This window comes from Paenibacillus sp. FSL P2-0089, from assembly GCF_038595095.1.
GTDB classification, from domain to species: Bacteria; Bacillota; Bacilli; order Paenibacillales; family Paenibacillaceae; genus Paenibacillus_AQ; species Paenibacillus_AQ silagei.
This window is the reverse complement of record NZ_CP152006.1, coordinates 6,732,228-6,747,037: the sequence shown is the minus strand read 5'-3', so window position 1 is coordinate 6,747,037 and position 14,810 is coordinate 6,732,228. Positions and strand designations below refer to the sequence as shown.

Annotated in this window: 8 protein-coding genes; all 8 read left to right on the top strand. The window is 47.7% G+C overall.

The genetic code is table 11. The annotated features are described in order from the left end of the window. The first annotated feature begins 60 nt into the window (after positions 1–60). Complete coding sequence (locus NST69_RS28710) at positions 61–402, top strand: hypothetical protein (protein WP_036721689.1); 342 nt, start codon at positions 61–63, stop codon at positions 400–402. A 589-nt stretch (positions 403–991) separates the two neighbouring features. Beyond that, on the top strand, positions 992–3,880 hold the full coding sequence (locus NST69_RS28705; protein ID WP_051477751.1) for a DUF4469 domain-containing protein: 2,889 nt from the start codon (positions 992–994) through the stop codon (positions 3,878–3,880). Positions 3,881–3,966: 86 nt separating this feature from the next. After that, complete coding sequence (locus NST69_RS28700; RefSeq protein WP_036721688.1) at positions 3,967–4,536, top strand: hypothetical protein; 570 nt, start codon at positions 3,967–3,969, stop codon at positions 4,534–4,536. Between the two features lie 189 nt (positions 4,537–4,725). Next, complete coding sequence (locus tag NST69_RS28695; protein WP_036721686.1) at positions 4,726–4,998, top strand: alpha/beta-type small acid-soluble spore protein; 273 nt, start codon at positions 4,726–4,728, stop codon at positions 4,996–4,998. 203 nt (positions 4,999–5,201) lie between these two features. Beyond that, positions 5,202–6,404, top strand: a complete 1,203-nt coding sequence (gene metK, locus NST69_RS28690) for a methionine adenosyltransferase (protein ID WP_076084485.1) — start codon at positions 5,202–5,204, stop codon at positions 6,402–6,404. Positions 6,405–6,592: 188 nt separating this feature from the next. Continuing rightward, positions 6,593–10,621, top strand: coding sequence for an Ig-like domain-containing protein (locus NST69_RS28685; protein ID WP_342547762.1), 4,029 nt, complete (start codon positions 6,593–6,595; stop codon positions 10,619–10,621). Between the two features lie 256 nt (positions 10,622–10,877). Then, entirely contained in the window at positions 10,878–13,592 is a 2,715-nt protein-coding gene (locus tag NST69_RS28680; RefSeq protein ID WP_342550233.1) for a stalk domain-containing protein, read from the top strand. Positions 13,593–13,649: 57 nt separating this feature from the next. After that, a complete protein-coding gene (locus tag NST69_RS28675) occupies positions 13,650–14,807 on the top strand; it encodes a histidine kinase (RefSeq protein WP_340751347.1) in 1,158 nt (385 codons plus the stop codon). The last annotated feature ends 3 nt before the right edge of the window (positions 14,808–14,810 follow it).

The window sequence follows — 14,810 nt, the reverse complement described above, 5'->3', positions numbered from 1 at the left end:
GCTCCCATTTGCGTTACAATGTCAAAGAAACCATTTTTACGTGAAAGGTGAAAGCCATCGATGAAACCGATTTTATCAAAAGCACAATTGGATTACACGAAAGCAAAGAATATGTTTGAGAATAGAGCAAAGGTTATGGAAAAGGAAATTGCAGCGAAGCGGGCTCTGCAGGAGATCACTCAGGAGGTAATGGAAGAGCTTGTCCAAGCAACTGGCTTCCATGATGCTTATAATGAACTTGTTATTGCTGAGAATGCTTTGATCGATTGGTCCCATAGCACCATCAAGCATGAGAAGACCTACCGTGAGAACCGCGCGGCGATTGATGCCATGTATGAGAATGTAAATGCAAGCCCTGAGAAGCGCCAGGAGTTAATACAGCTATCGATGAAGATTCGTTAGCCCTGGATATACTGAATTGAAGGTAAGGCTGCTGAGTTGATCTCAGTAGCCTTTCTTTATGTCAATCATTATCCGGGAACGTGTTAACCCTGCTGCAATGTGGGTATATACTTATTAGCTCGAATGTTGGTCAACAAAAAAATCACATTTAGTATGCAATATTTGTTTATGAACTTAGCAAATATTGTTTAATGACGTTTGGAATGCCTCTATGCTATACTGATTCCCGTAGCCACCCAACATTAACAATAGTTAGTAGAACATACATATTGTATCTTCTAGAGTATCGGGGCAGGGATACAGCAGGGCAGAAAAAGTTTTTTTAACCAAAGCGCAACTTTTTTGAAACTATTGCGTTTAAGGTGTAGAGTCACTTGCACAAGGCAATTGCGGAATGCCCTCAAGGCATTGTTCATTGCTAAATGGAAAAATTAGCTTTACGTGACTAGAGGCACATTGTATAATACTTAGGTAGAATTAGGAATCTAGTATTACTATGCCTTGAAGCTGTTTACAAGTTTCTGTGATACCCGTCACAGACATTATTTATACTTAATCTGCTCAACTCGGGAAAGGGGGTGCTCGACAAATGAGTGATATGAGCTACACAACTAAAGAAAAATCCCAGTTTATGAATGTCCAAGGAGGAGAAAAAAAGGTTATGAAGAAAATTTTATCCGTAGCATTATCTACAGCAATGGCATTCTCGATGTTTGCCTCTGTAGCATTTGGTGAAACAGCAAAGGTAACTTCACAACAAGCATTTGATGCTTTAGCAGCAAAGGGTGTTGTTAATGGGTTCCCTGATGGTAAGGCTCATCTTGATAAAGATCTGACTCGCGGAGAATTCGCTAAGATCGTTACTAAATTGTTCGGTCTTACTGAAGTAACTGGCAAGTTGTCTTACAACGATAAAGGTTACAACGCTAAAAACTGGGCTGTTCCTTACATCGAAGCAGTTACTGCAGCAGGATTGATGCAGGGTCAAGATACTGTTAAAGGTATCTTCAACTACAACGGTAAAGTAACAGTTGAAGAAGTAGCTAAAGTATTGGCTATCGCTCTTAAGCTGGAACAACCAACTACAACTGATAACAGTGCATCTGTATGGGCTAAGGGCTATGCGCAAGCAGTTATCAACGCTGGTCTGGTAGAGAAAACTGCCAACTTCAAAGCTAACGCTCTTCGTTCTTTGGTAGTTGAAACAGCTTACTATGCTGACCAAATCGGTAAAGTTCCTACATTGACTGTAGCTTCTGCTGAAGCAGTAAGCCCAACCAAAGTAGTTGTAACTTTCTCTGACAAAACTACTGCAAACGTTGAATTGACAACTGCTCTGGTAGCAGGTGTTGAACAAACAATCAACTTCAAACACCTTGAAAAGGACTATACTGCAAAAGTAACTCTGCAGGCTCCTAAGGTTGTTTCTGTAACAACTCCAAACTCGAAGCAAGTAGTTGTTAAGTTCAATCGCACAATTGACACTGATACTGTAGCTGAATCCAGCAGACTGCTTGATGAAGTTATCAAGATCACTAAGGTTGGCACTAAGGATAATGATGCAGTTAACGCTAATGTGACATTCAATGCCGATAATACTGAGGCTGTAATCACCTTGGCTAACGTTCCAACTATCAAGTTCCTTAAGGGTAACTACAACATCGAAATTAGTGGTGATATTCGCACAACTTCTGCAGAATCCATTCCAGCTTTCCTTCAGACTGTGAATGTTGCTGACACAGTAGCTCCGACTATTGTATCTACAACTGCTGCTGCGAAAACAAACACTAAAGATGTTTATGTTAAATTTAGCGAGCCAGTAAAAACTACGGGTATCGTAGCTTACGTTAACGGTGTATCTGCTCAAGCTACTGCTACTACTGCTACTTATGATGAATTCAAACTGACTGGCGGATCACTGGATAGTGGTAAAACTTATGATGTTTCTCTGCAGAATGTATCTGACTATGCAGGAAATACCATTACACCGAATCCTACAAAAACTACAGTTACAGTTACCTCCGATGTTGCAGCTCCTGTCATTAAGAGCGTAACTCCGGTAAGTGACAGATTTATCGAAGTTGAATTCGATAAAACAGTAGACCGTGCATCTCTGGTAGGTAACGTTCGTTTGCTGAACTCTTCTGGTGAAAGCCAAGGTACTTTCTCTGTTCTAACTTCTGAGAATGGCAAGAAGTTCACTCTGCAATCGCCTAGAATTTCATTCCCATCCAGCAACACTTTCACCGGTTCAGTTGTGTTCGGTGCTAATGTTAAGGACACACTGGGCAACATCCTGGGAACGGCTTCTAACCAAGCCATCACATTCACTAAGGACACAGTGGCTCCAACAGTGACTAATGTAACTTACTCGACAACTACAGCGAACAAAGGTATTGCCTTGAGATTCACTAAGGATGTTGACTATGTTGGTAAGGGTACTGTATACCTGATCAGTGAATCAACTGGTGAATCCATTATTGTTCCAACTACCGGATTCAAGAAAAACAACGAAAAAACTATCGTCCTTCCAGTTCCAGCTTCTGTAGCTGCTGGTAAGTACACTCTGCGTGTACCGGCTGGTTTGGTGAAAGATAAATCTTACAGTGGCAACGAAAATACTGCACAAGTATTGGATGTTACTCTGGGAGCTTCTTCCACTGATGATAAGGGACCAGAATTGTTCCTGCCAACTGCTGGCGCAACACCGATCAAATTCATTGACAGTGTGAAAGTTAGCGGAGACAGCGTTACTAATACTGTATATGGCGAAGCAACCATTACAGTTGATCTGAAGGATCCAAGTGGTCTGAATAGTGCGACTTTGATTGATCCAAACAGCTATACACTGGACGGTAAAGCACTTCCAGCTGGATCATTCCCATCTGTAACTACTCTTGATTCTAATGGTAATACAATTGGATCTACGAAGAATCCTGTATATGCTCGCGTAACTATTAAGATTCCTAGTAGTGCAATTGAGACCACTAAAACTGATTACGAGTTCATCGTAAGCGGAGTTACTGACACTGTTGGTAACGGCATTGATGGTACACAAGCTAAAGCTAAGGGTAAGCTGACTAGCAGAATTAAACCGACCCTTAACACTGCAGCAGTATCTGGAGGAAGCTCCACTGAACTGATCCTTGGATTCTCTAAAGATGTAGTTGGTCTTACCAAAGAGAACCTCACAAGTAACCTGCAGTTCTTTATCAACAATGATGTTGTTGATAACCAGGCTGTTAAGAAAGAACATATCGTTTCGGTTACTGAAATCAAGTACGGTTCTGACAAGGGTAAATGGTCTGTTAAGTTCTCGAAACAAATCATTGATTCTAAAGCAGGTGCCCTTGAGGAGCTTGACCTTAACGCTAATGAAGTTAACAGAATTATTGTTAAAGTCGTTAAAGGCGCTACGTTCACTGATGGTGACGGAAACGTTATTAAAGACGACACTAACGAAATTTACGCTAAGTAATCTCCGATTACCGAAGCAAAGAATAGCCTCTTCGGAGGCTATTCTTTTTTTATAGCCATTTATCCCACTATGAGGAGGAATTACTTTTGAAGACGGCTTGGAAAGTTACGATGTCCGCAGTGCTGCTGGCAGGTGGCCTGTGGGCAGGCTCCATGCTCAACTTAACGGCTGAAGGCGCCGGTGTTGGATCACAGCCAGGAACGGCTGAGGACCCGGTGGTTACTAAGAGCTATGTGGACCAACAGATTCAGAAGGCTTTGCAGGGTGGAACAATTAGTCCACCTACTCAGACTCCGGCTGCTACTGCAACTAATGCACCGGCTGCAACCACAGCTCCAACCAAAGCGCCGGCTTCCGGTTCGGGTGACACAGGCAATACGGGCAATGCCAGCGAAATCGTTGATGTGAAACCTGGACAAACCCTGATTGCCGGGGCGGGTGCTGAATTTATTGTTCGCGCCGGCAAAGCGGTTATTTATTCCCAAGATGCTAATGGAGTAGCTGATTTGACGGATGGTGTCGATTTGGCGAATGGTGTAGCTGCGCCTATGAATCATCTATTATCTTTCCCCCGGGATGGCCGTGGAATTGCTGTACAGGACGGTCAAACGATGAAAATCGTTGTTATGGTCCGTGGAGCATATACTCTGAAATAGCTGCAATCTTTTTTTAAGAACACTTCAATCGACATTTTTCTTTCTATATAAAGAATGCCCTATTTTGGACCTCCATATACACCGGAACTCATTCCCACAGTTGACAAACATTAAGCCGACTCAGGCCTTTGCGATTCGTACACAATACCACCTGTAATCTTAAAAAAAATTCGCAGGAGGTGCTGTAACATGGCACGTACAAATCGCAGTGTGGTACCAGAAAGCCGGGCAATGCTGAAACAAATGCAATATGAAATTGCTTCTGAATTCGGATTATATGGAGCTTCGTACGGCGGAGGGATGGATACGGAGTTTGCTTCTGAGCTGGGGACGATTGGCGGAGCAAGTGTTTCTGGAGGTACTCCATATCTGGGACATCTAAGCTCCAGAGATAATGGATCTGTTGGCGGGGAAATCACAAAGAGGTTGATCAAACAGGCAGAGCAGTCTCTTTTCGCATAACTGGCTTCAATTGACAGCCACCGGTAAATAAGATAATATGACCTTTGAGGAAGGCCGTAGACCTTTTCCATCCGGAAAAGGTTCATTTTTTGAATAAAACAGGCATTGGCCATTATTATTCTACTACTTATATTTGGCCTGTTATCTACTAGGGAGCCCCCTTGAATACAGTGTCAGATCAACAATATGGGAGGTTGTTGTATATGTCGATCAAAGGGCGTCATCTGTTTACTTCTGAGTCCGTAACGGAGGGACACCCCGATAAAATCTGTGATCAGATATCCGACGCGGTACTAGATGCATTTCTTGCTAACGATCCTAATGCCCGTGTAGCTTGTGAGGTAGCTGTAGCAACAGGTCTTGTGCTTGTCATCGGGGAAATTAGCACTAAATCTGAATATGTGGATATTCCGGCAATCGTACGTAATACTATTAAGGAAATTGGCTATACCCGCGCGAAGTTTGGCTTTGATTATAATACTTGTGCGGTTCTTAGCTCGTTGAACGAGCAATCGGCAGACATTGCCCAGGGTGTAAACGCTGCTCTTGAGCATCGGGACCCTGCGTCATTAGCTGAAGAGACTGCTAACATTGGTGCCGGTGACCAAGGTCTGATGTTCGGGTTCGCTACGAATGAGACACCTGAGCTTATGCCGCTTCCGATTGCCCTGTCTCACCGGATTGCCCGGCGTCTGGCGGAAGTCCGTAAAGATGGAACTTTGAAATATCTGCGTCCGGATGGCAAAACCCAGGTTACGATTGAGTACCAGGGCGACAAGCCGGTGCGTGTGGATACTATTGTTGTGTCTACCCAGCATGCAGAAGAAATTACCCTTGAACAAATTCAGGCAGACATCAAAGAGCATGTCATTCTTCCGGTTGTTCCGGCTGAGCTATTGGATGAAGCCACTAAATACTTCATTAATCCTACTGGCCGCTTTGTTATTGGTGGTCCTCAAGGAGATGCCGGTCTGACTGGACGCAAAATCATTGTGGATACATATGGCGGTTATGCCCGTCACGGCGGCGGAGCCTTCTCCGGTAAAGATCCGACCAAAGTGGACCGTTCTGCAGCCTATGCGGCTCGTTATGTAGCGAAGAATCTGGTCGCTGCCGGCCTTGCTGACAAGTGCGAGATTCAATTGGCGTATGCTATCGGTGTTGCTACCCCTGTATCGATCAATGTGGATACATATGGAACGGGCAAGATCAGTGAGGAGAAGCTGGTTCAACTGATCAGCGATAACTTTGATCTTCGTCCGGCGGGAATCATCTCGATGCTGGATCTGCGTAAGCCTATCTATAGACAGACAGCAGCTTATGGACATTTTGGCCGCACAGATGTGGACCTTCCGTGGGAACGCGTAGATAAGGCGGATTTGTTAAAGGCCCAGTCTGGAATCTAAGAAATTAAGAATAAATATGCCCATACAGAAGTCCTCATGAAGAGGGTGATGTGTGGGCTTTTTTTTGTGAAAAAGCAAGCCGATGTGCCCGCAGCCGTCATCTTCTAAACTTTGGAAGCCCTTTAGCCGAAATATAACAGTATACAAATACAAGAAGTGCTGGAAGGGCTGAAAGGGGTTTTTTAAGAATGAGAAAGAAATTAAGAATAGGAACGGCAATTATCATTGCAGGCAATCTGCTGCTTGGTCTGGGCAGTCCGGCTATCGGTATACATACATCAGCGGTATACGCCGCTTCGGAATTCGGAATCAGCATTTCTCCTGCGAACGGGTCTGCTTTTGTAAATGTCGGGGCTTCCCTGGGGCTTGGCTTTGACCGCCAGGTGATCCCGCAAGCCGGGAAAATCACCATTACAGATGTAAATGCCGAAACGGTATTTACGGAAATTGCAGTCGGGAGTGCAGGACTAATCGGAAACTCGTCAAGCTACGAGATCAAGCTAGGCGCCAGCCTTAAATTTGCTCCCTACAAAACATATAGCGTAAGTGTGCCTAAGGGGCTGTTCAAGGATAGCGCAGGCAATGAATCTGCGGCAACAAGCTGGAAGTTCACGACAGCTCCGGAGGTAAATCCGGCGATTACAGCAAGCAGCATGTCTCCTGCCATCAATTCCAGAGTAGAGGCAGGTAGCTTAACGGAGCTGAGTATTCGCTTATCTGGAGTCCTTACAGCCGGAGGAGGCAGCGTCAGGCTGCTCTCGTCAGCGGATAACGCGGTTATACAAGAGTTTGCGATCAGAGATGGAGAACCTGGCGTAGCATTCCAGAGTGCAGATTCCTCGACAACGGTGACGTTGACACTGGCTAATAAGCTTCCGTCCGGCGGGAATTATTATGTGCTTATCGACGCTTATGCATTCAAGGATGCTAATAATACAACCTATCAGGGGATAGCAAGCGGCAGCGGCTGGAGCTTCTCCACGGTCGGCACGGGTACTATCTCTGCATCTACGGCTCCGGCCAATGCATCTTTTGGCGCATCGGTTAGTGGAGCCCTTAAGCTATACTTCGACCGCCCGATGAGTCCGGCCTCTGGAGTAATCTCGGTCTCTCCAGGTGCAGGGGACCCTAGAACAAGATGGCTGAATGTCAATTCAACGAATGTTACCGGTGGGGGAAGCTCGACAATAACTCTGTTGCCAGCCTCCGCAGCTTCACCGCTATTGAGCGGTACGCTATATACTGTGACAATACCGCAGGGTGCTTTTTATGATCAGGATGGTCATCTCTTTCCGGCCTCAGGTCCGTACTCCTGGACGTTCACGACGGCATCACTGACAAGTCTGTCTGTAGCCGCGTTAACACCAGCGGACCGCAGTGAGTCGGTAGATATCTCCAAAACGATTGCGGTTAATTTCAACCGGGATGTTATCAATAATAGCACCGTCACGAACGGGGTTGTTCTGTACAAAAGCAATGGATCTAAAGTGACAGCGACAGTTCAGCAGGGCGCCTCTGCCAAGGAGTTTTTAATCAAGCCGACGGCAGCATTGGAATCAGATACGATCTATTATATCGACATCGCCAAAGGAGTGTTCACGGATGCCGCAGACCCCAGCGTGCAGTATGAGGGATTAAGCGGTACCAAGTCCTGGAGCTTCCGCACTGTGGCCATAGATAAAACTCCACCCTCGCTGACGAGTGCAGTGCTGGAGAACAACCGGACGATCCGCCTGAGGTATAATGAGTCGCTTAACGCTTCAGTGGCGCTGCTGGCTTCCAGCTTCGGGGTAACCGTTAATGAGGAAACCCGGAATATTGAGAGTGCCTATATTCAAGGAGACAGTGTATTTGTAGTGATTAGCACAGGCATCGCTGTAGGGCAGAATGTAAAAATCAGCTATACCGGCGGCGTGCGGACGATTCAGGATACGAGCGGGAATGCTGCGCCTACCTTTTCTGGACAGCAGATCACTAATACTATAGAATCGGCGCTCCCTACGCCCAAAGAAGGCAGAATTACTGGCAGAACAGTGACACTGACCTTCAATGATACGCTCAAAACGGTCTCTCCATATGCGTATGATCAGTTTGTGGTAACAACTGACGGGTATTCGCTTGGGGTGAATTCTATCAGCTCCAGCGGCAACACCCTTTATTTAACAGTGGGTTCCGAGGTGGGCAATTCGGAGTCGGTCCGGGTATCCTACTACGCCGGTTCGTATCCGCTGGTTAGCTCTCTGGGGCAGAATATTGCAAACTTCGCTGAGTTTAACATCCGCAATAGTAAGGATAATGTGCCGCCGGTGTTCCAGAATGCGACGGGTGCGGGCAATAAAATCATTCTGAATTATAACGAAGGTCTGTCCACAACCAATTTACCGATGAATAGCCAGTTCTCTGTACTGGTTGGCGGCAAACCAAACTATGTTACCAATGTATCGGTAAGTGGATCGCAGGCTACATTGACCCTTCAGACTGCTTTGCCAGTTAACGGAACAGTGACGGTATCCTATGTTCCAGGTACTCTTGGACTTAGTGATCTGAATGGTAATCGTGCAGCCTATGTTGATCTTCAGCCAGTGTCTGTAACTTCAGCCACGGTAGTATCGGAGATCAGCGTAGCTACAGTGAAGGGCAACGAACTTAATGTTACTTTTAATAAGAGCATGCAGTCATCTTCGAAATTGTATGTTAATCAGTTTGGGATTAAGGCTGATGGAAGCAGCATTGATGTTCAGGATTTCAGCCTGTCTGGAACTCTTTTGAAATTGAATCTCTCGCAAGCAGTGACGGCCGGGCAAAAGGTGGAGCTCTCTTACCTGTCGGGTGCGGGGATGATTACAGACACGAATGGTAACTCTCTTCCGTCCTTCAATTCCTTGTCTGTTCAGAATCTGACCACTGGTGTAACGGGCAATGGAAGCCGCCCTTCTTACCTCGGAACCCTGCCTGCCAGTGAGTTTGGCAAGGAGTACCCGCTACTGAAGAGTGATTCTGCTCTTGCGGTTACAGATCTTTCGGTCTACAAACAAATGGTTAAAAGATATGATCTGAATGCAGAGCGTATGGCTGCCAGTTATCAATATCTAAAGCTTGCAGGTACGGATGAGTTGGTATTCGAGGTTCCCTCTACAGAGAAATCAGCCTATGTTACCGTTACATTAAAAGCTCTATCGGATGCAGCCACAAGCAACAAGAATGCAAAACTGATTATCCGGTACGGAGATCAAATGTATGGTGTAAAACTAAGCGACATTGATGTGAATTCGCTAATTGCTGGTTTGGGAACAGATATCAATAAGGTCTCACTTGTGCTGCGTATGGAGAGTGTTCCGGGCGGGACGTTCTATTCGTTCGAACAAAAAATCGGAAGCCAGGCGATGCGTAACGTTACCGGTCTTATGGATTTACGTCTTACCGGTTCAATTAAAGATAACTACTCCAATGCCAAGGAATTAAATGTAACAGGACAGTACATTGTTCGTAACCCTGCTGTACTTAACTCTGCACAAACGATGGCTGCCGGAGTAGATTCGACATATAATGATGCTATTTATTTGCCGGCCCAAATTGCTACAGTGGGCAGTAATAGCGTTGTTAGTGCACGCACGAATGGTAACCAGGTGGTGGGGGTGTTCATTTCCTTGCGTACCTTTGGAGATATGACCTCACATTGGAGTAAGACTGCTGTAGCAGAGTTAGCCGCCAAAAATATCATCGATAGCAGCTATGGAACTGCGTTTAAGCCTGATCAGCCGATCACTCGTTCTGAGTTCGCTGTGATGCTCAGCCGGGGCTTAGGTTTACAGGCAGTACGCGGTGGAGCTTCCCAGTTCAAGGATGTACGTCCTTTTACACAAACAAGTGACTTCATAGAAGCCGCAGCCAAAGCCGGCATCATCACCGGCAATACGGACGGGACCTTCCGCGCGGAGGATAAAATTACCCGTGAGCAGATGGCGATTATGATGGTGAGGGCGCTGGAGTATACGGGGCAGCCTGTAACGTTGAGTGCATCGGTAATGGATACGCTTAGCCCGTTCAAGGACCGGGCGAGGATTCTAAGCCAGAGTATCGAATTTGTAGCCAAGGCAGTTAAGGTGGGAATTATTCAAGGTGTCAGCACCACGCAATTCCAGCCGCAGGGTAATGCTACCCGAGGGCAGGCTGCGGTCATGCTGCAGCGGATGCTGAAGACAGCAGGCTATTTGTAAGAGCAAGGGAATTGTATAGTTAAGCAGAGCATCCGGTCTATGGGCCGGGTGCTTTTTTGGCATACCTGGACAGCTCCAGCGTGACTCCGCTCATCCGGTAAAACCTGCTAGTTCTCTCCAATTTTCGCAACTTTTCGAGCTGAATTCAGTCTATTAAAGGTATAGTCTATTACTATGAACTGATATCCAGGTCTTGATAGCGAAGTAGAAGAGTACAAATAGATGGGAGAGTTACACTGAAATGAATGAGCTTTTCATGGGGAAAAAGAGTACTGAGTCAACACGGGGAAATCAATGGTCGCCTGCTAAAAAATGGATTGCTGCATCCTTGGCGGGTGTAATCTGGATCATGCCGGTTGTCGGGAGTGAAGGTGCAGGATGGCTGGGCGCAAGCACTGCGCCGGTAGCACAAGCAGCAGCGTCCTTCTCGGCGACAAAACTGAGTGAAGAGGTTATCACTTCCGGTGCGATGATGATGAAATATAAATTTACCACAGTGCGTTCAGGTAAGAGTGCCACAGGACTGGCCAGCGTCATTCGTGTCGATCTGAATAATCCTTATGTCTCTCTGGATGTCATGACCGGCAAAGGCGGGAACCTGACGACACGGCAGAGTACCGGGGGCATGGCGGCGGAGACAGGAGCCGTCGCGGCGGTGAACGGGGATTACTTCAATACCGGCGGAGAAGGTGCACCGATTGGCGGGCAGGTATCCGGCGGAGTGCTGGTGTCTACTCCTTCACAGCTAAACGGAATGTATGCTTTTGCAGTAACCAAGGACCGTAAACCTATCATTGATGAATATACGTTTGAGGGGATGCTGACCGCAGAGGATGGCTCCCAGTTCCCGCTGTCCGGCATCAACAAAGGGGCCTACAATCCCGAAGGCGGCAGCTCGACTTACAGTCATGCTAATGCCGCTTATATCTACACGGATGCGTGGACAGCGCTGGAGCGGCCTAAGGGCAGCTCTACTACACCGACAGAGGTGCTGGTAGAGAATGATATCATTACCCAGATCTCGCTGGATTCGGCTCTGCCGGTGACCGTACCCAAAGGAGCTTATATTCTGCGGACGCACGGGCTGGCTGCCGAGTTCGTCAAGGCACATCTGGTTGTAGGACAAAAGATAAACAGTACCTATCTGCTCCGTTCCAAAACCACCCAGCAGGAGCTCGATCCTTCTACGCTGCAGATGATGATCGGGGGGCATACGATTCTGGTCAATAACGGCAAGGCGTCGTCGTTCTCCCGTTCTACAAGCAGCATTGGCGGGTACCGGGCGCGTACAGCGCTGGGCTATTCCCAGGATGGCAGGTACGTATATGTCATTGCAGCTGAGAAGAACAGCAATAGTGCGGGTCTGTCGCTGACAGAGCTGCAATCCTTCATGACGAATATCGGGGTGTGGAAAGGAATTAATCTGGACGGAGGGGGCTCTACAACGATGGTAGACCGCCCGCTGGCTGAAACCTCGACTACGCTTACCTTCAATACCGAATACGGCAAGGAGCAGCGCACAATCGTTAACGGCGTGGGAGTATATACTTCTGCTCCGCAAGGTGAAGTGAAAGGGATCAAGATCAGCGGCAGCTCGGTACTGTTAATCGGGCAAAAGGCCACATACTCCCTGAAGGGCTATGATACGTACTACAATCCGGTGGATGTAGCGGCGGCTAATCCGGCCTGGACCGCAAGCGGCGGGAGTGTGACTGTGAATGCGGGTGAAGCCACGGCCGTCAAGCCGGGAACCGTCAAGCTGAAGGCGACCAGCGGAACAGCGAGTGCGGAGACCGAGGTCACCGTTCTGGGCGGAGAAGACCTGTCCAGCCTGATTGCAGGTACAGCAACTGCACCGCTGCAAGCAGGAGCCACTGTATCGGTTCCGGTTAGCGCGGTGTCGAAGAGCGGGGCAACGATAGCTGTTCCGGCAACCGCACTGAAGTGGGAGTTTATCGGCTTCAAAGGAAGTGTGGGGGACGGCAAGCTTAAAGTGGAGTCAGTCGATCCCGGCGTAACTATCGGATATGCGATTGCCCGCTATGACGGCTTCAGCACGGCGGTTGTCTTGTCTACTGCAGCTGCTACGGCGTGGGAGGATTTTGAGAATGCCAATTATCCGTTCGCGTTCACAACCAATGCGGCAGGGGTTACTGGAACAGCAGCAGTAGTTGCGGGCAGCGCAGAGCGTGCAGGCTCGAAGGTTTTATCGCTTAGCTACGATATGAGTGCAGGTACCGGTAAAATGTACGCATACGCCCAGTTCAACGGTACAAAGGGCAAGGATATTCCGGCGGCGGCAACCTCCATGTCAGTCGATGTGATGGGGGACATGAGCCTGAATTGGATGCGTGCGGAGCTGACAGATGCCAGCGGAAAGACGGCCTATATTGATTTGGCGAAAGTTATCGACTGGAACGGCTGGAAGACGCTTAATATCGATCTGTCCGGCTCAGGGATTAAATTCCCAGCTTCCCTTAAGAGACTTTACGTGGTAAATGCAGAAGAAGGCCAGGATGAACGGGCCAAGACAGGGACAGTGGCTTTTGATAATATTTCCTTCGTGATGCCATCGCTCTCCAGTGAGGCGGGACTTCCCAAAGGGACGGCGGCGATGAGCATTGGAGGCAAGGCGATGACGGTTAACGGCACCAAGCGGCCGATTGATGTTGCGCCGATCGTGAAGGACGGCAGTACGTATGTGCCGATAAAATATGTTCTGGACGCGTTCGGCGGCAATGCGGTCTGGGATGCGAAGACTAAGAAGATTATGGTCCTCCGGGGCTCTAAGGCGCTGGATCTGACCGTGAATAAGAAGGAGTTCGTACTGAACGGGAAGCGGCAGAGTGCTGAAGTAGCACCGATGATTCTGAATGCCAGGACTTTAGTACCGCTTCGACTCGTGACAGAACAGCTCGGACTCACTGTAAAATGGGAACAGAACACTAAGACCGTAACTATCGAATCGTGATATGTTAATATAAAGGAAAGCCTTTAATACGATTCGATAGAAATGGGGCAAGCATCCGTGGAATTTCAAGCCGATGCGATAGATCGGGTGATTAAAAACACCATCGACGTGATGGAGAGCAGCAAGTATCAGATATTCGAAATATTGCAGGTGGCACGCGATGAGCTTGCTGCACTCAACAAAGAACTGCAGCGGGTCATGGAAGAAACGGATGAAACATTGCAAAAGGTAGACAAGCTGGAGCAGCAGTACCACCGCTCCCGGATCCGGCTGACAGAGGTCAGCCGGGATTTTGTCCGCTACACGGAGAAGGATATCCGGATTGCCTATGAGAAGGCGACGGAGCTGCAGCTGGAGCTGATGATGACCAGGGAGAGGGAGGCTTATCTGCGGAGCAGACGCGATGAACTTCAAATGCGGGTTCGCAGTGTCGAAAATTCTGTAGAACGTGCCGAATCGATTGGTTCACAAATGAGCGTTGTCCTGGAATATCTGTCCGGAGAACTAGGTCAAGTGACGCGAATTGTCGAATCTGCGAAGAACCGCCAGATGATTGGACTCAAAATAATCCTGGCTCAGGAAGAGGAACGGAAAAGAATTGCCCGGGAAATTCATGACGGTCCTGCTCAAATGCTGGCGAATCTAGTCCTAAGGACGGAAATTGTAGAAAGAATGCTGGTAAAGCAGGAATTTGGGCTGGTACAAGCCGAAGTAATAGACTTAAAGGGGCAGGTAAGATACAGCCTGGAAGAAATGCGCAAGGTGATTTTTAACCTGCGTCCGATGGCGCTTGATGATTTGGGGCTGATTCCGACTCTGCGGAAGTATGTGCATGATTATGAGGAGAAGACGAAGATCCGCACCTCTTTTGAAACCAGGGGGAAGGAGCACCGTTTGTCCTCGGCAATGGAAGCGGCGGTATACCGGCTGGTGCAGGAGGGTCTGTCCAATGCGGCGAAGCATGCTTATCCGAGCTACGTACTGGTAGAGATTACTTATCAGGCTCAATTGATCAAGATTGTCGTGAAAGACAATGGCTTAGGCTTCAATGTGAAAAAAATCAGTGAACAAGCCAACCGGGAAAGCTTCGGTCTGGTGGGTATGCGCGAACGCGTGGAATTGCTGGAGGGAAGAATGGAAATACAATCAGCCGAGAACCAGGGCACAACAATCGTAATTCACATTCCGACGAATGTGGAAAAGGGAAAGGAGTAATGT

Excerpts from the sequence above, each read along its gene's own strand:
- NST69_RS28695 (WP_036721686.1), top strand. The coding sequence starts at position 4,726 with ATGGCACGTACAAATCGCAGTGTGGTACCAGAAAGCCGGGCAATGCTG.
- NST69_RS28680 (WP_342550233.1), top strand. The coding sequence starts at position 10,878 with ATGGGGAAAAAGAGTACTGAGTCAACACGGGGAAATCAATGGTCGCCT.
- NST69_RS28710 (WP_036721689.1), top strand. The coding sequence starts at position 61 with ATGAAACCGATTTTATCAAAAGCACAATTGGATTACACGAAAGCAAAG.
- metK (WP_076084485.1), top strand. The coding sequence starts at position 5,202 with ATGTCGATCAAAGGGCGTCATCTGTTTACTTCTGAGTCCGTAACGGAG.
- NST69_RS28685 (WP_342547762.1), top strand. The coding sequence starts at position 6,593 with ATGAGAAAGAAATTAAGAATAGGAACGGCAATTATCATTGCAGGCAAT.
- NST69_RS28705 (WP_051477751.1), top strand. The coding sequence starts at position 992 with ATGAGTGATATGAGCTACACAACTAAAGAAAAATCCCAGTTTATGAAT.